This is a genomic window from Erwinia sp. CGal63, from assembly GCF_037026505.1.
Classification (GTDB): Bacteria; Pseudomonadota; Gammaproteobacteria; order Enterobacterales; family Enterobacteriaceae; genus Erwinia.
In genome coordinates, this window is the sequence record NZ_JAKUMN010000001.1 from 1,313,479 (window position 1) to 1,334,747 (window position 21,269).

At 56.3% G+C, this 21,269-nt stretch carries 16 protein-coding genes and 1 other RNA gene; 7 read left to right on the top strand and 10 right to left on the bottom strand.

Annotation, left to right across the window (positions count from 1 at the left end; all coding sequences use genetic code 11):
- Positions 1–512 precede the first annotated feature (512 nt).
- The gene (pykF, locus tag MKZ79_RS05960; protein ID WP_336140702.1) at positions 513–1,925 is read left to right on the top strand and encodes a pyruvate kinase PykF; all 1,413 of its coding nucleotides are present in this window, start codon (positions 513–515) and stop codon (positions 1,923–1,925) included.
- A 305-nt stretch (positions 1,926–2,230) separates the two neighbouring features.
- On the top strand, positions 2,231–2,467 hold the full coding sequence (locus tag MKZ79_RS05965; protein ID WP_016169824.1) for a major outer membrane lipoprotein: 237 nt from the start codon (positions 2,231–2,233) through the stop codon (positions 2,465–2,467).
- A 130-nt stretch (positions 2,468–2,597) separates the two neighbouring features.
- Here the strand turns inward: MKZ79_RS05965 and MKZ79_RS05970 are convergent, their stop codons facing one another.
- From MKZ79_RS05970 to sufA, 7 genes are all read right to left on the bottom strand, one after another.
- Positions 2,598–3,545: a L,D-transpeptidase family protein gene (locus MKZ79_RS05970; RefSeq protein ID WP_336140703.1), complete on the bottom strand. Its 948-nt coding sequence runs from the start codon at positions 3,543–3,545 to the stop codon at positions 2,598–2,600.
- 67 nt (positions 3,546–3,612) lie between these two features.
- Positions 3,613–4,032 carry a cysteine desulfuration protein SufE gene (sufE, locus tag MKZ79_RS05975; protein ID WP_336140704.1) on the bottom strand — a complete coding sequence of 140 codons (420 nt, stop codon included), beginning with the start codon at positions 4,030–4,032 and terminating at the stop codon, positions 3,613–3,615.
- Between the two features lie 18 nt (positions 4,033–4,050).
- On the bottom strand, positions 4,051–5,274 hold the full coding sequence (gene sufS / locus MKZ79_RS05980; RefSeq protein ID WP_336140705.1) for a cysteine desulfurase SufS: 1,224 nt from the start codon (positions 5,272–5,274) through the stop codon (positions 4,051–4,053).
- Positions 5,271–6,554 (bottom strand): Fe-S cluster assembly protein SufD, encoded by a 1,284-nt coding sequence (gene sufD / locus MKZ79_RS05985; RefSeq protein ID WP_336140706.1) that lies wholly within the window; start codon positions 6,552–6,554, stop codon positions 5,271–5,273. The genes sufS and sufD overlap by 4 nt, the downstream gene beginning before the upstream one ends.
- Positions 6,529–7,275, bottom strand: a complete 747-nt coding sequence (sufC, locus tag MKZ79_RS05990) for a Fe-S cluster assembly ATPase SufC (protein WP_336140707.1) — start codon at positions 7,273–7,275, stop codon at positions 6,529–6,531. Before sufC ends, sufD begins: the two co-directional genes overlap by 26 nt.
- A 55-nt stretch (positions 7,276–7,330) precedes the next feature.
- On the bottom strand, positions 7,331–8,824 hold the full coding sequence (gene sufB / locus MKZ79_RS05995; protein WP_336140708.1) for a Fe-S cluster assembly protein SufB: 1,494 nt from the start codon (positions 8,822–8,824) through the stop codon (positions 7,331–7,333).
- 5 nt (positions 8,825–8,829) lie between these two features.
- Positions 8,830–9,204, bottom strand: coding sequence for a Fe-S cluster assembly scaffold SufA (gene sufA, locus MKZ79_RS06000; protein ID WP_336140709.1), 375 nt, complete (start codon positions 9,202–9,204; stop codon positions 8,830–8,832).
- Positions 9,205–9,596: 392 nt separating this feature from the next.
- Here sufA and MKZ79_RS06005 point away from each other — a divergent pair, with 392 nt between their 5' ends.
- On the top strand, positions 9,597–10,001 hold the full coding sequence (locus MKZ79_RS06005) for a hypothetical protein (protein ID WP_336140710.1): 405 nt from the start codon (positions 9,597–9,599) through the stop codon (positions 9,999–10,001).
- 67 nt (positions 10,002–10,068) lie between these two features.
- Here MKZ79_RS06005 and ydiJ read toward each other — a convergent pair whose 3' ends face one another.
- Positions 10,069–13,122: a D-2-hydroxyglutarate dehydrogenase YdiJ gene (ydiJ, locus tag MKZ79_RS06010; protein WP_336140711.1), complete on the bottom strand. Its 3,054-nt coding sequence runs from the start codon at positions 13,120–13,122 to the stop codon at positions 10,069–10,071.
- 200 nt (positions 13,123–13,322) lie between these two features.
- On the opposite strand from ydiJ, the gene ydiK reads away from it, so the two are divergent.
- Together ydiK and rprA are read left to right on the top strand one after the other, a co-directional pair.
- On the top strand, positions 13,323–14,444 hold the full coding sequence (gene ydiK, locus MKZ79_RS06015; protein ID WP_336140712.1) for an AI-2E family transporter YdiK: 1,122 nt from the start codon (positions 13,323–13,325) through the stop codon (positions 14,442–14,444).
- 263 nt (positions 14,445–14,707) lie between these two features.
- An RNA gene (rprA, locus tag MKZ79_RS06020) (antisense sRNA RprA) lies at positions 14,708–14,808 on the top strand.
- Positions 14,809–14,867: 59 nt separating this feature from the next.
- On the opposite strand, the gene ppsA is transcribed toward rprA, so the two are convergent.
- Complete coding sequence (gene ppsA / locus MKZ79_RS06025; protein WP_336140713.1) at positions 14,868–17,249, bottom strand: phosphoenolpyruvate synthase; 2,382 nt, start codon at positions 17,247–17,249, stop codon at positions 14,868–14,870.
- Positions 17,250–17,707: 458 nt separating this feature from the next.
- On the opposite strand from ppsA, the gene ppsR reads away from it, so the two are divergent.
- Complete coding sequence (gene ppsR, locus MKZ79_RS06030; protein ID WP_336140714.1) at positions 17,708–18,538, top strand: posphoenolpyruvate synthetase regulatory kinase/phosphorylase PpsR; 831 nt, start codon at positions 17,708–17,710, stop codon at positions 18,536–18,538.
- 160 nt (positions 18,539–18,698) lie between these two features.
- Complete coding sequence (locus MKZ79_RS06035; RefSeq protein ID WP_336140715.1) at positions 18,699–19,745, top strand: 3-deoxy-7-phosphoheptulonate synthase; 1,047 nt, start codon at positions 18,699–18,701, stop codon at positions 19,743–19,745.
- A 74-nt stretch (positions 19,746–19,819) separates the two neighbouring features.
- On the opposite strand, the gene MKZ79_RS06040 is transcribed toward MKZ79_RS06035, so the two are convergent.
- Positions 19,820–21,259 (bottom strand): protein adenylyltransferase SelO, encoded by a 1,440-nt coding sequence (locus tag MKZ79_RS06040; protein WP_336140716.1) that lies wholly within the window; start codon positions 21,257–21,259, stop codon positions 19,820–19,822.
- Between the last annotated feature and the right edge of the window lie 10 nt (positions 21,260–21,269).

The window sequence follows — 21,269 nt, forward strand, 5'->3', positions numbered from 1 at the left end:
ACCAAATCACGTTTTCCGTCTCGTTGACCAGATTGCCGCTCAGGCAAACAAGCTAACGCCATAAGTTCGGGTCATCCACAACGCTTTACCTACTCTTCCGCACTTTTAAAGACCTTTTTATCGTTTATCTGCCAGCCCTTTTCGAACCGCTCTTTTTCGCCCGCCAGCCGCTTTTTTTGCGCAACAATCTGATCTGGTGCAAGCTTTCCCCGCTTCGCAACCACTTTTTAATTGGTTTTCAATGGTCTGAGTAGCTATAATACGAAACGTTGTTTCACTTGAATGGTTTCAGCGTATGGTTGGCCCTTTAGCAAAAACGATAGCTGGTTGCGCAACCAAATTTTGCGCCGGCGCCAAATCCGCGTTTAAACTTCCTCTGCACGCTTTTTTTCTGTCACCTATCCTTAAGCTGTATCGCAGTTCGCCGTCAGGCAATCATGCTTTTCCGGCGCGCACTACCAACCACCGGGATTTCGCTTTATTTCATCCATTAACTTAACAGATGACTCGTCATGAAAAAGACCAAGATTGTTTGTACCATCGGTCCAAAAACCGAATCGGAAGAAATGTTGACCAACCTGCTGGACGCGGGCATGAACGTCATGCGTCTGAACTTCTCTCACGGCGACTATGACGAACACGGTAAGCGTATCGCTAACCTGCGCGCGGTGATGAGCAAAACCGGCAAACAGGCCGCTATTCTGCTGGACACCAAAGGCCCGGAAATCCGTACCATGAAGCTGGAAGGCGGCGCGGACGTTTCCCTGAAGGCCGGACAAACCTTCACCTTTACCACTGACCAGTCCGTTATCGGCAACAGCGAGCGCGTTGCGGTCACCTATTCGGGCTTTGCCGCCGACCTTTCCATCGGCAACACCGTGCTGGTGGACGATGGCCTGATCGGCCTGGAAGTCACCGAAGTCACTGAACACACCGTTGTTTGTAAAGTGCTGAATAACGGCGACCTGGGCGAAAACAAAGGCGTTAACCTGCCGGGCGTTTCCATTCAGCTGCCTGCGCTGGCCGAGAAAGACAAACGCGACCTGATCTTCGGCTGCGAACAGGGCGTGGATTTCGTCGCCGCTTCCTTTATCCGCAAGCGTTCCGACGTATTGGAAATCCGCGAGCACCTCAAGCAGCACGGCGGTGAGCATATCCAGATCATCTCTAAAATTGAAAACCAGGAAGGCCTGAACAATTTTGACGAGATTCTGGACGCTTCCGACGGCATCATGGTGGCGCGTGGCGACCTGGGCGTGGAAATCCCGGTTGAAGAGGTCATTTTCGCGCAGAAGATGATGATCAAGAAGTGTAACCGCGCGCGTAAAGTGGTGATCACCGCGACGCAGATGCTGGACTCAATGATCAAAAATCCACGCCCTACCCGTGCGGAAGCCGGCGACGTGGCTAACGCCATCCTGGACGGTACCGATGCGGTAATGCTCTCTGGCGAAAGCGCCAAGGGTAAATACCCGCTGGAATCTGTGACCATTATGGCCACCATCTGCGAACGCACCGATCGCGTGATGAAGAGCCGTATCGACTCTCAGCACGACAACCGCAAAATGCGCATTACCGAAGCGGTATGCCGCGGCGCGGTAGAAACGGCTGAGAAGCTGGAAGCGCCGCTGATTGTGGTAGCGACCGAAGGCGGCAAATCGGCTAAATCGGTGCGTAAGTACTTCCCGAACGCCACCATTCTGGCTTTAACCACCAACGAGCAGACCGCGCGTCAGCTGATCCTGAGCAAAGGCATCGTGGCTTCCGTGGTTAAAGAGATCGCTTCTACGGACGATTTCTACCGTATTGGTAAGGAAGCGGCGATCGCCAGCGGTTACGGTCAGAAAGGCGATGTGGTAGTGATGGTTTCCGGCGCGCTGGTACCAAGCGGAACCACGAATACCGCCTCTGTGCACGTTCTGTAATCAAAGATTACGCCTTGTAGTGAAAAAGCGCCCCGAGAGGCGCTTTTTTTACAATTCCGCTAACAACTTTTTCTAAAAATTCCAATCGAAATTAACGATGCAATCAGCCCATAAGCCGGGATAACTCCGATTGAAATTATCTGTTTTCGCTTAATTTTTTAGCCTTTTCCGCAAAGACGATGCATCTTTGAGCGAACGATCAAATTTAAGCACGTTCTCACCAAAAATTTATTCTCATTGGAAAAAACTTTGTGTAATACTTGTAACGCTACATGGAGATTAACTTAATCTAGAGGGTATAAATAATGAATCGTACTAAACTGGTACTGGGCGCGGTAATCCTGGGTTCAACTCTGCTGGCTGGTTGCTCAAGCAACGCTAAAATTGACCAGCTGTCTACCGACGTTCAGACTCTGAACGCTAAAGTTGACCAGCTGAGCAACGACGTGAACGCAATCCGTTCTGACGTTCAGGCTGCTAAAGACGACGCAGCACGCGCTAACCAGCGTCTGGACAACCAGGCTCACTCTTACCGTAAGTAAGAGTTCTGGTTTAAAAATGGCGCACAGTGTGCGCCATTTTTTTTGTCTGCGTTTTATCTCTGCTGAAGGGCGCTCCAGCCCGTCGAAAACTGCTCTGGCCCTCTTTCTCTCAGCTTTCTGGCAAAATCGCTTACAGCGCTTCTGACGCCTTTACAGGCGCTGCCGCTGAAGCCTCTCCGCTGTTCACCAGCACCGGCATTCCGGAACGCCTTGTCAGCGCCTCTCTAACGACCTCCCGATCGCTCAGCTCGCTGCTGATAAACTTTTTCGTTTTCGTTGTCAGAGCGATCGGTAGCGTCTGCGGATCGTCTTTTTCACTATGCGACAGCGGCTGATGCACTTCAAGGTAGCGTTTGCCGTCCGGTTCCACCGCGTATTTAACCGGCTGATTGATTATCTGCACTCGGGTGCCTTCCGGCACGCTGTTAAACAGGCTTTCAATGTCGTCAGGCCGCAGGCGAATGCAGCCGGAGCTGACGCGCATCCCGATACCGAAATCGGCATTGGTGCCGTGGATCAGATAGTGGCCTTTGCCCCAGGCCAGACGCAGCGCATAAAGTCCCATAGGGTTATCCGGGCCGGCCGGTATAGTAACCGGTAGCGTTTTGCCTTCCGCCGCATAGCGCTTGCGGATATTAGGCGTTGGCGTCCAGGTGGGATTTGGGATTTTCTGGCTGATGCGGGTGATCATCGCGGGCGTGTTAGCGCCGAGCTGGCCGATGCCGATGGGATAAACCACTACTTTATTTTCATCTTTCGGATAGTAATAGAGCCGCAGCTCCGCCACGTTGACGACTATCCCTTCCCTTTTCGTGTCGGGCAGCAGCATTTGACCGGGAATAACCAGCTGCGAGCCCGCTTTGGGTAGCCAGGGATCGGTGCCGGGGTTCGCCTCAAGCATTCCCAGCAGGCCCGTCTGAAACTGCGCTGCGATGCTCTCCAGCGAGCGGCCATCGTTGGGCACGGTGTAGAGTTGGTTTTCACCAATCAGGCGGCTGTCGGCTGCGGGAAGAGGATATTCAGCCGCATGGACGGCAATGCAGAAGAAAAACAAAAAAGAGGATAGCAGAATGTTCATTGTCGTTTCTCGTCAGGAAAATACTTCCCGTCTCGCTGACGGGAAGTCTGTCGAGAAGTGTAGCAACTTAGCCGATGCTGTCCTGCGCTTTCTGGCGAATAGCGCGGATCATCGCTTCCAGCCCCTGCGAGCGCGAAGGCGTCAGGTGCTGGGTCAGCGCCAGCTCGGCGAACCACGGCCGCACGTCGAAATCCAGGATTTCCGCTGGGGTCATCTGCTGGTAAAGTACGAAAACCACGGCAATCAGGCCTTTGACGATAGCGGCGTCGCTGTCGCCCTGTAGCAGCGCGCGACCCTGCTCATCCAAATCCATTACAATCCAGACCTGGCTCTGACAGCCGGAAATGGTGTTTTCCGGCAGGTGCTGCGACTCCGGCAGCGGTGGCAGCTTCGCGCCCAGCTCTATGACATAGAGGTATTTCTCTTCCCAGTTGGCGCAGCGGGAAAAGTTACGTACCAGTCTCTCTTTATCAGGCAAGGTTGCCATCGGTTCTCCTTTGCCGGTCTAGCCGCCCAGCAGCATATGTATACGTGTCAGGCCAGCCGCCAGGCGATCGACCTCTTCTTCGCTATTATACAAAACAAACGAAGCGCGACACATTGCCGGCACGTTGTAGTGGTGCATCAGCGGCATGGCGCAGTGATGGCCGGTACGAATAGCGATACCGTAGCGATCCAGGAAGCTGCCCACGTCATAGGCGTGATGCTGTCCCAGATTGAAAGCGATAACGCCTGCACGCGCCTGCGGGCCGTAGATGATCAGATCGGGAACAGTAGCCAGCTTCTCCATCGCGTAGCGCATCAGCTCCTGCTCGCGCTGCGCAATGTTTTCCAGCCCCAGCTCCTCGACCCACTTCAGCGCCGCGCCCAGGCCCATAATGCCGCCGGTGTTCGGCGAACCGGCTTCAAAGCGCCACGGTGCTGCGGCATAGGTCGTGCCTTCGGTCAGGCTTACGGTCGCAATCATCGAACCGCCGCCTTCCCACGGCGGCATTTTATCCAGCATGGCCTTGCGACCGTAGAGGATACCAATGCCTGATGGGCCGTAAATTTTATGGCCGGAGAAGAGGTAAAAGTCGCAGCCCAGATCCTGCACGTCAACCTTCGAGTGCATTACCGCCTGCGCGCCGTCGATCAGCGTGGCGACGCCTGCGGCTTTCGCCTGCGCCACCAGCTGTTTCACCGGGTTGATGGTGCCCAGCACGTTGGAAACATGCGTGACGGCCAGCATACGGGTACGGCTGTCCATCAGCTTCGGCAGCGCGGTCAGATCCAGCTCGCCTTCGGCCGTCAGAGGAATAAAACGCACTTCTGCGCCAGTACGCTCGGCCACCATCTGCCACGGAACAATATTGGCGTGGTGCTCCATCTCGGTAATGATGATGTTGTCGCCGGGCTGCAGCTCACTGCCGCCCCAGCTGCTGGCCACAAGGTTGATACCTTCGGTGGTGCCTTTGACAAACACAATCTCTTCCGGCGACGCGGCGTTAAGGAAACGCGCAGCGCGTGCGCGAACCTCTTCCATCTCCGTGGTCGCTTCGGCGCTCAGGGTATGAATACCCCGATGCACCGCCGCATAACCGTGCTCGTAGAAATGGCTCTCCGCGTCGATAACCGCCTGCGGTTTTTGCGCGCTGGCGGCGCTGTCGAGGTAAGCCAGCGGCTGGCCGTTTACTTCTCGCGCCAGTACGGGAAAATCAGCCCTGACGCGTGTCAGGTCGAAACTCATTTAATGCCTCCGGGAAAGCGCTGCGCGATACGCTGCATCACCGCTTCCTTCAGTACCTCGTCCGTGATGGCTTCGGTCAGCTCAGCGGCAAAGGCGTAGATAATCATGCGCTGGGCAGACTCTTCGCTGATGCCGCGAGCGCGCAGATAGAACATCTGCTCGTCATCGATACGGCCGATAGTGGCGCCGTGGCTGCACTTAACATCGTCGGCGTAGATTTCCAGCTGCGGCTTGGTGTCCACTTCCGCCAGACGTCCCAACAGCAGGTTGTTGTTGGTCATCTGTCCGTCGGTTTTCAGCGCGTGCTTCGCCACTTCGATCTTGCCGTTGAACACCGCTCTGGCTTTGTCGCGCACGATAGTTTTGTGCAGCTGACGGCTCTGGCAGTAGCCCTTGTTGTGCTCCAGATAAGTACGGCTGTCGCACACTTCTTTCTCTACCGGCAGCATCAGGCTGTTGATAAACAGCTCGGTGCCTTCGCCGTTCAGCTGCGTGCTGGTGTTATGGCGGCTCAGGCCGCTGCCCAACAGGAAGCTGTGGCTCTGCACGCGCGCATCGCGCTCGATCAGCAGATCGTTATGGGCGAAGTGGTTGCTGCTGGCGTGTTCGAAAGCCAGTTTGTAGTGCGTCAGCTGCGCGTTGTTGCCTACAGACGCGGTGAAGCGGGCGCCGGTAAAGTGCGTGCTCTCGTTCAGGCTGACGTAGTGCTCGATAACCGTGGCTTCCGCGCCGTCATCCAGCTGCAGATGATGCCGATAGTGCGAGGTATTCATCTCATCCTGAGCGCTGCCGCTGCTGATATGCAGCAGATAGACAGCGCGCGCGGCGGACTTGCCGCGCGGCAGATGAATGGTGGTCACCTCTTCCGCCAGGCTCTCCGTCAGGTGCAGGAAGATTTCCGGCTGGATCGGCGCGTTCAGCTCGCGGCGGCCTGCGGCTTTAGTCACCTGAATATCGAACAGATCGTAGCTGCTGTCGCTCAGCTGCGCATTGAAACGGCCATCGATGAAGACCAGTTTGATGGCGTCGATATCCAGCGCCAGCGCAGCGACATCGTCGGCGCTCAGCTCGGCGGCGGTCGGCAGCACAAAGTTGTGCGCCAGCAGGCCGTCCAGCGGCGTATATTTCCAGTTCTCATGCTTGCGCGTCGGCAGCCCTAAGCGCAGCACCTGCTGCCAGTGTTGCTGAGCCTGCATGGAACGCTGCTCGCCCTGGGTTTCGAACAGGTGATGCCACTGCTGCAGGGCGTTTTCACTACTCCTGTTCGGTAAGCCAGCCATAGCCTTGCTCCTCCAGTTGTTTCACCAGTGAGAAATCGCCTGATTTGACGATTTTCCCCTGATAGAGCACGTGTACGAAGTCAGGCTTGATGTAGTCCAGGATGCGCTGGTAGTGCGTGACGATGATAAAAGAGCGCTTGCCGTCGCGCAGCGTATTGACGCCGTTAGAGACGATTTTCAGCGCGTCGATATCCAGACCGGAGTCCGTTTCGTCGAGGATGCAGAGCTCAGGCTCCAGCGCCGCCATCTGCAGGATGTCGTTACGCTTTTTCTCACCGCCGGAGAAGCCGACGTTAACGGAACGGGTCAGCAGATCTTCCGGCATTTTCAGCAGGTGAATCTTGTCTTCGATAAAGTCCTGGAAATCAAAGCGATCCAGCGACTCCTGCTCGCGATATTTGCGCACCGCGTTAACCGCGGTCTGCAGGAAGAACTGGTTGCTGACGCCCGGGATTTCTACCGGATACTGGAAGGCCATAAAGATGCCTTCGCCCGCACGGTCTTCCGGCGACAGCTCCAGCAGATCTTTGCCTTTGAACTCGATGGAGCCGCCGGTGATTTCATACTCTTCGCGGCCCGCCAGCGTGGCGGAAAGCGTACTCTTGCCTGAGCCGTTCGGCCCCATAATGGCGTGCACTTCGCCCGGCTTCACCTCAAGGTTCAGCCCGCGCAGGATCTCTTTGTCTTCGATACTTACCTGTAAATCTTTAATGCTTAACATATTTTTTCCTGGGCAGTACCTGTCGGCACTGCGCAAAATGAATAAGCAGCGGGGATCAGCCCACGCTGTGTTCGAGGCTGATCGCCAGCAGTTTTTGCGCTTCCACCGCAAATTCCAGCGGCAGCTCGGAGAAAACGTCTTTGCAGAAGCCGTTGACGATCATTGAGATCGCGTCGTCTTCGCTGATGCCGCGCTGCAGGCAGTAAAACAGCTGATCTTCGCCGATGCGCGAGGTGGTCGCCTCATGCTCCAGCTGCGCGGTGTTGTTGCGCGCTTCCACATACGGGAAAGTGTGCGCGCCGCACTCCGCGCCAATCAGCATAGAGTCGCACTGCGTGAAGTTACGGGCGTTGGTCGCCGTCGGCATAATCTTCACCAGGCCACGATAGGTGTTCTGGCTTTTACCCGCCGAAATCCCCTTAGAGATAATGGTGGATTTGGTGTTCTTGCCGATATGGATCATCTTGGTGCCGGTATCGGCCTGCTGATGGCCGCTGGTCAGCGCTACGGAGAAGAACTCGCCTACGGAGTTGTCGCCGCGCAGGATCACGCTTGGGTATTTCCAGGTGATCGCCGAACCGGTTTCCGACTGCGTCCAGGACATCTTGCTGTTTTCGCCTTCGCACAGCGCGCGCTTGGTTACGAAGTTGAGGATGCCGCCTTCTGCTTCGCCGCCGGCGAACCAGTTCTGAACGGTGGAGTACTTCACTTCCGCGTCTTTATGGATGATCACTTCCACCACCGCCGCGTGCAGCTGATAGCTGTCGCGTACCGGCGCGGAGCAGCCTTCGATGTAGCTGACGTAGCTGCCTTCATCGGCAATCAGAATGGTGCGCTCGAACTGACCGGTTTTCGCCGCGTTGATGCGGAAATAGGTCGACAGCTCCATCGGGCAACGCACCCCTTTCGGGATATAGACGAAGGTACCGTCCGAGGCGACCGCTGAGTTAAGCGCGGCGAAGAAGTTATCGTTGGCCGGCACCACGCTGCCCAGATACTGTTTTACCAGCTCCGGATGGTCGTGAATCGCTTCGCCAAACGAGCAGAAGATAATGCCCTGCTCCGCCAGCTTGCCGCGGTAGGTGGTGGAAACCGATACCGAGTCGAAAATGGCGTCCACGGCCACTTCCTGGCCTTCGCGCACCGGTACGCCCAGCTGTTTAAAGGCGTTTTCCACTTCTTCCGTCAGGTAGTTCGGCGCGGCGGCGCCGGAGCTCTGCTGAGCGCCCGGCTCCGAGGCGCAGCTGTCGTCGCAGCTGCCGCAGGATGGCGCAGAGTAGTAGCTGTAATCCTGATAGTTCAGTGACTTATAGTTAGCTTTCAGCCAGTGCGGCTCTTCCATCTCCAGCCACGCCGCGTAGGCTTTAAGGCGAAACTCGAGCATCCAGTCCGGCTCGTTGCGTTTGGCGGAGATCGCACGCACCACATCTTCGCTGATGCCGTGAGCGAACTCTTCGGTTTGCAGCTGGGTGAAGAAGCCTTCCTTGTATTTCTGGCGGCTTCCTTCCCAGACCTGCACGTCGTCTGATGTATCAGTATTTCGGGACATAAAATTTACTCAACGCCAAAGCTCTCACCACAGCCACAGGCGTGTTGAGCTTTAGGATTATTAAATTTAAAAATCTGGTTCAGACCTTCACGCACGAAATCCACTTCGGTTCCGTCGATAAAAGGCATAGCCTGCAGCGGCACATAGAGGTTCGCGCCGTTATGGGTAAAGACTAAATCATCCGACGCAGGCTCTTTAATCAAATCCATGGTATAGCCGAATCCGGCGCAGCCGGACGTTTTAACGCCCAGCCGTAACCCCTTCACATGCGGGTCGCCGGCGGACAGCGCGATGATTTGCTGTGCGGCGCTGTCGGTAAGCGTCAGTCCTTTCCAGACGAAGTCGTCGGGAGAAAAAGAAGCGGTTGTTGCTGATGGCATAACATTACCTCGCGAGTCGGTAGCCCTGCGGGCTGATACCCCTATGTTAGTGATAATGATTGTCTCTTCAACCTCTTGTTTTGCAGGGATTAAGGTCAACCGTGTTTTTTTGGGCCTTTTTATTCAGTTTAGACCCTGCGAAGAGGTTTGCGATGTGTGTCACGCAGTGATTTAACGAAATGGTAACACATTGAAAAGCGGCCAGTAAATATTAGTCGCGTTGCGCTAAGCCCGAAGAATACTTATTTTAACGCTTTCACCCTTAACGCGTATCGTTATTACCAATTTTTCTGAGAGGCAGCATAAATCGATAAAAATTATTTGCGTCGGCGTTGAATATTGCGCCGGTTATAATATGATAATGATTATCATTAGCACCAACAGGAGTGCGCATGACTCTGTCGATAAATGCCTGGCTGCAACATAAAATTGATGAATACCACTTTTCTATCCGGGATATAACGGTTGATTATATTCTGGCCCTGGCCAAACTAAACCGGCCCGAGTGCAGCCCTGAACAGCTACGCAATTTTAACGATACCTGTCTTGATATCGCCGAGCTTTGCCAGCTTAACGGCGACGATCAAAGCTATTTGCATGCGTTGGGCAGGCTGCATCAGCGGCTGCTGCAGGAGCTGAGCGACACGACGCGTGAACGCCTCTTCCGTATGCAAGCCTGGCAGCTGGCACGCCATTCGCTTACCCGACTGTGCCATCAGCTGGCTTTAAACGGCGAGTGGGAAAAAGTCGTCTCGCTGCAAAATGAGTTTGTCCGCCAGGCGGCCTGGATTCTGTAGCGCGCCGCCGCAACGGGCTATTATACCCTGGCGGCGGCAAGATTTCCGCTTCTCTTTATGCAGGCTTTTACAGCAGCTCCAGCAGAGCCTGCAGCGGATGGCGCATCCCGTTGCCTTCGATGCGTTTTACCTGGCTGCGGCAGGAGTAGCCGGTCGCCAGGCAGCGCTGGCGCGGCAGCTTTTGCAGCGCCTGATGCCAGGAGAGCTCATAGATGCCCAGCGAGTTAGCGAGATTTTTCGTTTCGTGGCCGTAGGTGCCCGCCATGCCGCAGCAGCCCACGCTGACATTCTCCAGCGTTGCGCCGAAGCGGGCGAAAATCGCCGCCCACTGCTGGCTGGAAGCGGGCAGCGCGGTTACTTCGGTACAATGACCAAACAGATACCAGGCTTCGCCGCTGCGCGGCACCGGCGGCCGTTCCGGCAGCGCTTTCTGCAGCCATTCATGCACCAGCTGCACGTGAAAATCGCCTCTTTTCTCGCCCAGCACCTCTTTGTATTCGTCCCGGTAGCAGAGCACCAGCGCCGGATCGACGCCGACCATCGGCAGGCCCAGCTTCGCGACGCGATTCAGAAAATCCGCCGTTTTCTGCGCCGTTCTGGCGAATCGCTGCAAAAACCCTTTGATATGCTGCGCCTTGCCGTTCGGCGAGAAAGGTAACACCACAGGCTGATATCCCAGCTTTTCCACCAGCCGTACAAAGTCGCCGATCAGCTGCGCTTCGTAATAGCTGGTAAAGGGATCCTGAACGATCAGCACATGGCTGGCGCGCTGCTCGTCGTTCATCGCCTCCAGCTGCTCCAGCGTGACGGCGGCGGCGCGCTGGCCGGCCAGCTGTTGTTTAAGGTTGGGCGAAGAGAGCTGCGGCAGATCAACCATGCCGATATGTTTTTTGCTCAGCTCCCGCACCAGCGGCTGGCGCAGGAAGAAGTTAAAGAACTTCGGCGCTTTCGCCATCAGCGGCGCATAGCTTTCCACGCTAGCGACAAGGTGATCGCGCGCGGGACGCAGGTAGCGGGTATGGTAAAGCTGCAGAAAACGCGAACGGAATCCCGGCACGTCGATTTTTATCGGACACTGCGTGGAGCAGGCTTTGCAGGCCAGGCAGCCCGACATCGCCTCTTTAACCTCATGCGAAAAATCATACTCGCCGCGCTTCGCGTGCCAGCTGTTACGCGTGCGTTCGATCATGCCGCGCAGGCTGACCTTTGCCTGCGGCAGCGCGCGCTCCAGCGCCAGCGGATCGACGCCCTGCTCTGCCAGCAGCCGCAGCCACTCACGGGTCAGCGTGGCGCGGCCTTTCGGCGAATGAATGCGGTTGCCGGTAATTTTCATTGACGGGCACATTGGGCTGCGCACGTCGAAATTAAAGCAGAGCCCGTTGCCGTTGCACTCCATCGCGCCCCGCCAGTCGCTGCGCACCTGAACCGGGATCTGGCGGTCGAAAGTGCCACGTTTGACCGCATCCACTTTCATCATTGGTTCGTCAACGCCCCAGGGCGCGCAGATTTTCCCTGGATTGAGCCGGTTGCCCGGATCGAAAGCAGCCTTGATGCGCCGCAGATCGTTAAAAAGCTCTTCGCCGAAGAAAGCCGGACTGTACTCGGCGCGGAAGCCTTTGCCGTGCTCGCCCCACAGCAGTCCGCCATAGCGCGCCGTCAGCGCCACGACTTCGTCGGAGATCTGCTTCATCAGCATCTCCTGCTGCGGATCGCACATATCCAGCGCCGGCCGTACATGCAGCACGCCAGCGTCGACATGGCCAAACATACCGTAACTGAGGTTATGGCCATCCAGCAGCTGACGGAACTCGACGATATAATCCGCCAGATGCTGCGGCGGCACGCAGGTGTCTTCGACAAACGGGATCGGCTTGGCGCGACCTTTGGCGTTGCCAAGCAGCCCGACCGCTTTTTTCCGCATGGCGTAGATACGTTCAATGCCGCCGATATCATCGCATAGCTGATAGCCGATCACGCCCGCTTCGTTGGTCGCCATCAGGCTCTCCAGCCGCTGGCAAAGCGAGGCGACCTGGCCGTCGATCAGCGCCCGATCGTCTCCGGCGAACTCGACGATATTCAGTCCCTGCATATCGCGGTCAGGCACGTCGGTAATCAGTTCGCTAACCGAATGCCACACGATATCTTCCCGTGCCAGGTTCAGCACTTTGGAATCCACCGTCTCTACCGACAGCGCCTGCGCCTCCACCATAAAGGGCGCGCTGCGCAGCGCTGAATCGAAAGAGTCATATTTGATATTGACCAGCCGGCGCACCTTAGGGATTGGCGTGATGTTCAGCCGCGCTTCGGTGATAAAGGCAAGCGTGCCTTCCGCGCCGCACAGCAAACGGGTCAGATCCACCTGCTGTAAATCATCGCTGATAACGTGGCGCAGATCGTAACCGGTAAGAAAGCGATTGAGTTTGGGGAATTTCTCGATAATCAGCTCGCGGCGATCGCGGCAGCGCTCCAGCACAGTGCGATAGATTTCGCCCTCGCGTGTTTGCTCTTTCGCCAGCGTTTCCGCCACGCCGACCGGAATAGCCCGCGTATCCAGCATATCACCGCCGGGTAATATTGCGCGCAGCCCAAGAACATGGTCGGAGGTTTTGCCATAGACCAGCGAACCCTGCCCGGAAGCATCGGTATTGATCATGCCGCCGAGCGTGGCGCGATTGCTGGTAGAGAGTTCAGGAGAAAAAAAGTAGCCCAGCGGCTTCAGGGCGGCGTTGAGCTGATCTTTGATCACGCCCGCTTCCACTTTTACCCAACCCTGCTCCACGTTGATTTCCAGTATACGATTCATATGGCGCGACATATCCACCACAATGCCCTGATTCAGCGCCTGACCGTTGGTGCCGGTGCCGCCGCCGCGCGGCGTAAACACCAGGCTGCGATAGCGCTCTTCGCCCGCCACACGCGCGATCAGCGCAACGTCGGCGGTCGATCGCGGGAAAAGCACCGCGTCGGGCAGCAGCTGATAAATGCTGTTATCGGTGGACATGGTAAGACGGTCGGCGTAGCTGGTCGCGGTATCACCAGTAAAACCCTGCTGCTCCAGCGTCTGCAAAAAATTCAGCACCAGTTGAACGAGGCCCGGCGCCTGAGAAATCTGTGGGATCATTGTCGTGTAACCAGGTTATGTTTGCGGTGAGGCGTTTGGCATGGTTTTATCACATTTTTTTATGACCTGTCGCCATTTCAAAACCATAGCGAAAAGAATAACGTGCCGTTTCCACGGAAAATGCGTTTAATACGCAGGGTTCAGCATTCCGCCTGCCGGTCTACTCTGGCGGCTCTCTTACTCGAGGTTAACAGTCATACATGAAGAACACGCAAAACGGATGGGATATGCTGCAGATCATCTTCTCCATCCTGTTTATTACGCTGCTGATCGTCGCCTGTCTGTGGGTAGTGCAGCCCTTTGTACTGGGTTTCGCCTGGGCGAGCATGGTGGTGATCGCCACCTGGCCGCTGATGCTGAAGATCCAGGGCTGGCTGTGGGGACGCCGATCGCTGGCGGTGATCGCAATGACGCTGCTGCTGGTGCTGCTGTTTGTCATTCCGGTGGCGCTGCTGGTCAACAGCCTGATTGAAAACAGCGGGCCGGTGATCGCCTGGGCGACCTCAGGCCATCTGATGCTGCCGCAGATGCTCTGGCTGCACGATGTGCCGCTGGTAGGCAAAAAGCTCTATTCCGCCTGGCATCATCTGCTGGCTGGCGGCGGCTCGGCGATGATGACCAGCGTGCAGCCCTATATCGGCCGCACCAGCATCTTTCTGTTCGCCCAGGCCGGCCACTTCGGTCGCTTTATGTTGCATCTGGGCTTGATGCTGCTGTTCAGCGTCCTGCTCTACTGGCGCGGCGAACAGGTTGGCAACGGCATCCGCCATTTTGCCTATCGGCTGGCCCATCGTCGCGGCGACGCCGCCGTGCTGCTGGCGGGCCAGGCGATCCGCGCCGTGGCGCTTGGCGTAGTGGTGACGGCTCTGGTGCAGGGCGTGCTGGGCGGCATTGGCCTTGCAATCTCCGGCATTCCTTACGCGACCGTGCTGACGGTGGTGATGATCCTCTCCTGCCTGGTGCAGCTGGGGCCGCTGGTGGTGCTGATTCCGGCCATTATCTGGCTTTACTGGAGCGGCGATACTACATGGGGAACGGTACTGCTGATCTGGAGCTGCGTGGTGGGCACGCTGGACAACGTGCTGCGTCCGATGCTTATTCGCATGGGCGCCGATCTGCCAATGATTCTTATCCTTTCCGGCGTGATCGGCGGGCTGGTCGCCTTCGGTATGATAGGACTCTTTATCGGCCCGGTGGTGCTGGCTGTCTCCTATCGACTGGTCTCGGTCTGGATGCACGAGGAGCCTGCGCCGCTGGATGACCCGGAAGAAGTGGTAGAAGAACTGGCTGAATTTGAACAGGAAAATTCAGACAAACCGTAACTTTTCCGCGGCCAGCACGGCTGGCCGCCTCAATCTGTCAAAACCACTAATAACTTTAAAAGGGACGTTTGTTTAGCGGTTTTTACCATTATCTGCCCGGCTGCCGCCATTCCCATCTCTCTTAATAAGAATTGATTAAGATAAATACAGTTATTGCGCCCTGCGACTGCAATTCCGCTAATTAAATATAATTATCTTTAAACTAATAAGAGGATTCTTAAAGACTCATTTCAGTGTGGGGAATACTATATCGGTTATGTTTAGCGGCAACGCGCTGATTTATAAACAACCTTTTTCCCCTGAACAGAACAAAGAATTGCTGTGTGTAGTCTTTGCCCATCCCATGTGATGGGCTTTTTTTTATGTATGGTACAGCAAAAAGGCCGAACAAGTCGGCCTTTCAGGCGTTAAAGTGAACAATCGCTACGCTTTTGGCAGTTCCGCCAGACTTAGCCAGGTCTGCACTACCGTATCCGGGTTAAGCGACAGGCTGTCAATTCCCTCCTCCATCAGCCATGCGGCGAAATCTTCATGATCCGACGGCCCCTGGCCGCAGATACCGACATATTTGCCGGCTTTTTTCGCCGAGCGGATCGCCATCGACAGCAGCGCTTTAACCGCGTCATTTCGCTCGTCGAACAGCTCCGACACTACGCCAGAGTCCCTGTCCAGTCCCAGCGCCAGCTGCGTCATATCGTTTGAGCCGATAGAGAAGCCGTCGAAGTATTGCAGGAACTCGTCCGCCAGCAGCGCGTTGGAAGGGATCTCACACATCATAATGATCTTCAATCCGTTTTCACCGCGCTTCAGGCCCTGACGCTCCAGCTCTTCCACCACCGCTTTCGCCTGCGCCACGGTACGCACAAAGGGCACCATAACCTCTACGTTGGTCAGGCCCATCTCGTTGCGCACGCGCTTAACGGCCGCACACTCCAGCGCGAAGCAGTCGCGGAAGCTGTCCGCTACGTAGCGGCCCGCGCCACGGAACCCCAGCATCGGGTTTTCCTCTTCCGGCTCGTAGTTTTCGCCGCCGACCAGATTGGCATACTCATTGGTTTTGAAGTCTGACAGGCGCACAATAACCCGCTTCGGTGAAAAAGCGGCGCCAAGCGTGGCGATGCCTTCCGTCAGGCGAGCGATATAGAACTCCACCGGATCGTCAAACCCTTTCATCATCTCGCGGATCTGCTGCTGCAGTTCAGGCGTCTGGCGGTCGAACTCCAGCAGCGCTTTCGGATGCACGCCAATCATGCGGTTGATGATAAATTCCAGTCGTGCCAGGCCAACACCTTCGTTGGGCAGGCAGGCGAAATCAAAGGCGCGATCCGGGTTGCCGACGTTCATCATGATTTTCAGCGGCAGCGCGGGCATCTCGTCGACCTGAGAGCTTTTCACCTCAAAGTCGAGCAGATCGTCATAGACGTAACCGGTATCGCCTTCAGCGCAGGAGACGGTCACTTTATGCCCATCGCGCAGGCGATCGGTGGCGTCGCCGCAGCCTACCACAGCCGGAATGCCCAGCTCGCGCGCGATAATCGCGGCATGACAGGTGCGTCCACCACGGTTGGTGACGATGGCGGAAGCCTTTTTCATGATCGGTTCCCAGTCGGGATCGGTCATGTCCGTTACCAGCACGTCGCCTTTCTGAATGCGGTTCATTTCGCTGATATCATGGATGACTTTCACTTCGCCCGCGCCGATGCGGTGACCGATAGCGCGCCCTTCCACCACGATTTTACCCTTGCCCTGCAGCGTATAGCGCTCCATAACCTGGCCGTTGGAGCGAACCGTTTCCGGGCGCGCCTGCACAATAAAGAGCTTGCCGGTATGGCCATCCTTCGCCCATTCAATATCCATTGGCCGCTGGTAGTGCTTCTCTATCTGTACCGCCTGAGCCGCCAGCGCTTCCACTTCTTCGCTGTTCAGGCAGAAGCGATCGCGTTCTGCTTCCGGCACATCCTCGATTCTTACCTGCTCGCCATGCGCCTGGGAATCGGCATAGACCATGCGAATTTTTTTCGAGCCCATCGTGCGGCGGACGATTGCAGGACGCGCAGCCGCCAGCGTCGGCTTATGCACGTAGAATTCATCCGGGTTCACCGCGCCCTGAACCACCATCTCGCCCAGGCCATAGGCGGCGGTGATAAAGACGACCTGGTCGAAGCCCGACTCGGTATCGATAGTGAACATTACGCCTGCGGCGCCGACATCGGAACGCACCATGCGCTGCACGCCCGCTGACAGCGCCACGCCGCGATGATCGTAGCCCTGATGCACGCGATAGGAGATCGCCCTGTCGTTAAATAACGAGGCGTAAACATGCTTAACCGCCACCAGCACGGCGTCAAAGCCCTGGACGTTAAGGAAGGTTTCCTGCTGGCCGGCAAACGAAGCATCCGGCATATCTTCGGCCGTAGCGGAAGAACGAACGGCGAACGAGGCGTCGTCGTCATCGGCGGAGAGCTGCTGATAGGCCTCGTGGATCGCCTGCTCCAGCTCTGGCTGGAAAGGCGTTTCCACGATCCATTCGCGGATCTGTTTCCCCGCTTTGGCCAGCTCGTCCACGTCATCAATATCGGTCTTGTCCAACAGCGCATAGATCCGCTGACTGACGCCGCTCTGATCGAGGAACTGATTGAATGCATCGGCTGTAGTGGCGAAACCGTTGGGAACGGAAACGCCGAGCGATGACAAATTAGTGATCATTTCACCCAGAGAGGCATTTTTACCTCCCACCCGATCAACATCGTTCATGCCAAGCTGGTTATACCAGAGCACAAGCGGCAGTGCGCCTTGATTGGACATTGAAGCAATCCTTTTATAAATGAATTAACGGGAATAGCATCGTGCGTTTTTGAGCCTGGCATATTCCCTGCCGGGAAAGAAAGTGTTGAATCGTTCAAGCTAAATAAAAGCGCGCTTTTAAGAAAATTCCGCCAGCAATAATCTTTTTTTGCCAGAAGAAACAATATTTAAGTTATTGATTTTAAAGAAAACAACCCCAACAACTACGCGACGCGCCAATTTACCCGTTTCCGATTCGTTTTCAGAATGCTTTTCAGTTTAATATCTATTTTTATGCATAATAAAAAGAAACGTGATTTCATAATCCTCATATAAGCGTGCTGCTGACGCCCTGGCAGCATAAATGTTTCATTAAATTTAGCAATGAATTATATGTTTTGAATATCCCTGCTGGCGCTATTTGCTATAAGACTGTAGTTTAATTCAATCCTTATCGAGACGTTTATCGGGAGCCAAAAATGGAAAATAACGAGCGCAGCGTATTTTATATTTCCGACGGGACGGCCATTACCGCCGAAGTGCTGGGCCACGCGGTTCTCTCCCAGTTTCCCGTCGGCATCAACAGCGTTACCCTGCCTTTTGTGGAAAACGTTCAGCGCGCGCAGGCCGTTAAAGCGCAGATTAACGCTATCTGGCAGAAAAGCGGCGTGCGGCCGCTGGTCTTTATCTCTATCGTCACGCCGGAAATACGCGATATCATCCTGCAAAGTGAGGGCTTCTGTCAGGATATCGTGCAGTCGCTGGTGGCGCCGCTGCAGCAGGAGTTAGGTATTGCGCCCGCACCGGTCGCCAACCGTACGCATGGCCTGACGGCTAATAACCTGGGCAAATATGACGCCCGTATTGCGGCTATCGATTATACGCTGGCGCACGACGACGGCATCTCCCTGCGCGGTCTGGAAGAGGCGCAGGTTATTTTGCTGGGCGTGTCGCGCTGCGGCAAAACGCCAACCAGCCTCTATCTGGCCATGCAGTTCGGCATTCGCGCCGCCAACTATCCCTTTATCGCCGACGATATGGATAACCTGAAGCTGCCGCCCGCGCTGCGCCCTTTCCAGCAAAAACTCTTTGGCCTGACCATCGATCCGGAACGACTGGCCGCTATCCGCCAGGAGCGCGCGGAGAATACTCGCTACGCCTCTATGCGGCAGTGCCGGCTGGAAGTTGGCGAAGTGGAGGCGCTGTTCCGTACCCATCAAATCCGTTACCTCAACAGTACCAACTACTCCGTTGAGGAAATCGCCACGAAAATAATGGACATCATGGGCCTGACGCGCCGGATGTACTGAAACGTCATTTTTGATCGTGCGCCAGAAACAGTGATATTTATCCCGTTGCGCCATCCGAGCGGGCGTTTCGGGTTGAAATTGCTGGCATGTCAGGTTTATTGTGATCGCCATCACTTCCCGGTACTCCCGCCGCTGCGAAGAACAAATTTTTTGGATGGTTATGAACAAGACAGATGAACTGCGGACCGCGCGCATCGAGAGCCTGATTACGCCTGATGAACTGGCGCAGCGTCTCCCGATCACGCCGGAAATTGCCGCTAACGTTACCGCTTCCCGCCAGCGTATTGCCAAAATCCTCTCTGGTGAAGATCGTCGGCTGCTGGTGGTGATCGGCCCCTGCTCGCTGCACGATCCCGCCGCCGCCCTGGAGTACGCTGCAAAACTTAACGCGCTACGCCAGCGTCATGCGGCGGAGCTTGAGATCGTCATGCGTGCCTATTTTGAAAAACCGCGCACCGTCGTGGGTTGGAAAGGCCTGATTTCCGATCCCGATCTCGACGGCAGCTTTCGCGTCAACCACGGCCTGGCCGTCGCGCGTGAGCTGCTGCTGGAGATCAATCGTCTCGGCCTGCCTACCGCTACGGAGTTTCTGGATATGGTGGTCGGCCAGTTCCTGGCGGATCTGATTAGCTGGGGAGCCATCGGCGCCCGTACCACCGAAAGCCAGATCCATCGCGAAATGGCTTCCGCGCTCTCCTGTCCGGTCGGTTTCAAAAACGGTACGGACGGCAATATCCAAATCGCCGTCGACGCGATCCGTGCCGCCCGCGCCAGCCATATGTTTCTTTCGCCGGACAAACATGGCCAGATGACGATCTACCAGACCAGCGGCAATCCTTCCGGGCACATTATTATGCGCGGCGGCAAACAGCCGAATTATCACGCGGATGACGTTGCCGCCGCGGCCGCCAGCCTGCGTGAACATAAGCTGCCGGCGCGGCTGGTTATCGACTTCAGCCACGGCAACTGCCTTAAACAGCATCGTCTGCAAAAAGAGGTTGCCGCTTCCGTGGCGCAGCAGATCCGCAGCGGTTCGCAGACCATCGCCGGCGTGATGATTGAAAGCTTCCTGAAAGAAGGCACGCAGAAAGTGCAGCCGGGTACGCCGCTGGTTTACGGCCAGTCGATTACCGATCCCTGCCTGGGTTGGGAAGACAGCGAGGAAGTGCTGACGCTGCTGGCGGATGCGGTAGCGTCACGGTTTTGAGTAGAATCGGGCGCCGCAATGGCGCCCCTGTTTGATTATGACGAGGCATTAACGCGCTGCGTCAGTCCCGTTGCTCAGCTTGAACAGCTGACCTCCAGTTTTTTGCCCCAGTCCGGTGGGCGACGCATCAAATCCGCAAACTCCGGCGCATCATCGTAAGGCCGCAGCAGCGCCTGGTGCAGCCTGGCCAGCACGCTGACATCATCCTTTTCCGCCTGCTCGATCGCCTGCTGCGCCAGATAGTTTCTTAATACAATTGCCGGATTAACCTGCTTCATCTTCTGCTGCCGCGTCGCGTCGTCGCTCTCCTCTTTTAACAAACGCTGGCGATAAATGTTGTACCAGCTGTCAAAAGCCTCACGATCGATAAACTCATCCCGCAGCGGCGAATGCGCCTGCTGCTGCTCGCTGTCGCAGAGCATACGGAACGTCAGCGTGTAGTCGCTGCCCTCTTTGGTCATTAGCGACAGTAGTCCGGTCAGAATATCGTTATCGTCTTTGTCCTGCGTCATCAGTCCCAGCTTCGCGCGCATCTGGCTTCCCCAGCTGCGCATTAGCTCCGGCTCATATTCCGCCAGCGCCTGCTTCAGCTGCGCCGTCTCCAGCAATCCGGAGAGCGAATGCGCCAGCCTGTTCAGATTCCACAAGCCAACCACCGGCTGGTTATCAAAGCTGTAGCGTCCCTGATAATCGGAATGGTTGCAGATAAAGTCGGGCTGATAGTCGTCCAGAAAACCATATGGGCCATAATCCAGCGTAATGCCAAGGATCGACATGTTGTCGGTATTCATGACGCCGTGCGCAAAACCGATGCTCTGCCAGTGAGCGATCAGTCTTGCCGTGCGTTTCACCACATCGCTGAACCAGAGCAGATAGCGATCCGGCTCCTCCTGCAGATGCGGCCAGTGATGGCGGATCAGATAGTCCGCCAGCTCGCGGACTTTTTCCGGCTGCTGTGCGTAGAAGAAATGTTCGAAATGGCCGAAGCGGGCATGGCTTTCCGCCACGCGCAGCAGCATGGCGCCGCGTTCGGTGGTTTCGCGCTGCACCGGCTCGTCGCTGGTCACTACCGTCAGCGCGCGTGAAGTGGGCACACCAAGATGATGCATGGCTTCCGAAGCCAGGAACTCGCGTAGCGAAGAGCGCAGCACGGCTCGTCCATCGCCCATGCGCGAGTAAGGCGTCAGACCGGCGCCCTTGAGATGCCAGTCCATTTTGCGTCCGTCCGCCAGCTGCTGTTCGCCCAGCAGAATGCCTCTGCCGTCGCCCAGTTGCCCCGCCCAGACGCCAAACTGATGCCCGCTATAGATCTGCGCCAGCGGCGCCATACCCGGCAGCAGCTGCGCGCCGCTCCAGATGGGCGTTTTATCGGCGGTAAACCAGCTTTCATCCAGCCCTAGTTCCGCGGCGAGCGGCGCGCTGTGATAAAGCAGCCGTGGGTTTTTCAGCGGTGTAGGGTTGAGGGCGGTATAAAATCCCGCCAGCTCGTCATGCCAGCTGTTTTGAAAATGCATACGCTCCCCT

Bases quoted from the DNA above. Each gene is read 5' to 3' on its own strand.
- ppsA (WP_336140713.1), bottom strand. From the start codon at position 17,249: ATGTCCAATCAAGGCGCACTGCCGCTTGTGCTCTGGTATAACCAGCTT.
- ydiK (WP_336140712.1), top strand. From the start codon at position 13,323: ATGAAGAACACGCAAAACGGATGGGATATGCTGCAGATCATCTTCTCC.
- pykF (WP_336140702.1), top strand. From the start codon at position 513: ATGAAAAAGACCAAGATTGTTTGTACCATCGGTCCAAAAACCGAATCG.
- MKZ79_RS05970 (WP_336140703.1), bottom strand. From the start codon at position 3,545: ATGAACATTCTGCTATCCTCTTTTTTGTTTTTCTTCTGCATTGCCGTC.
- ppsR (WP_336140714.1), top strand. From the start codon at position 17,708: ATGGAAAATAACGAGCGCAGCGTATTTTATATTTCCGACGGGACGGCC.
- MKZ79_RS06040 (WP_336140716.1), bottom strand. From the start codon at position 21,259: ATGCATTTTCAAAACAGCTGGCATGACGAGCTGGCGGGATTTTATACC.
- ydiJ (WP_336140711.1), bottom strand. From the start codon at position 13,122: ATGATCCCACAGATTTCTCAGGCGCCGGGCCTCGTTCAACTGGTGCTG.
- MKZ79_RS06005 (WP_336140710.1), top strand. From the start codon at position 9,597: ATGACTCTGTCGATAAATGCCTGGCTGCAACATAAAATTGATGAATAC.
- sufC (WP_336140707.1), bottom strand. From the start codon at position 7,275: ATGTTAAGCATTAAAGATTTACAGGTAAGTATCGAAGACAAAGAGATC.
- sufB (WP_336140708.1), bottom strand. From the start codon at position 8,824: ATGTCCCGAAATACTGATACATCAGACGACGTGCAGGTCTGGGAAGGA.
- sufS (WP_336140705.1), bottom strand. From the start codon at position 5,274: ATGAGTTTCGACCTGACACGCGTCAGGGCTGATTTTCCCGTACTGGCG.
- sufE (WP_336140704.1), bottom strand. From the start codon at position 4,032: ATGGCAACCTTGCCTGATAAAGAGAGACTGGTACGTAACTTTTCCCGC.
- sufA (WP_336140709.1), bottom strand. From the start codon at position 9,204: ATGCCATCAGCAACAACCGCTTCTTTTTCTCCCGACGACTTCGTCTGG.
- MKZ79_RS05965 (WP_016169824.1), top strand. From the start codon at position 2,231: ATGAATCGTACTAAACTGGTACTGGGCGCGGTAATCCTGGGTTCAACT.
- MKZ79_RS06035 (WP_336140715.1), top strand. From the start codon at position 18,699: ATGAACAAGACAGATGAACTGCGGACCGCGCGCATCGAGAGCCTGATT.
- sufD (WP_336140706.1), bottom strand. From the start codon at position 6,554: ATGGCTGGCTTACCGAACAGGAGTAGTGAAAACGCCCTGCAGCAGTGG.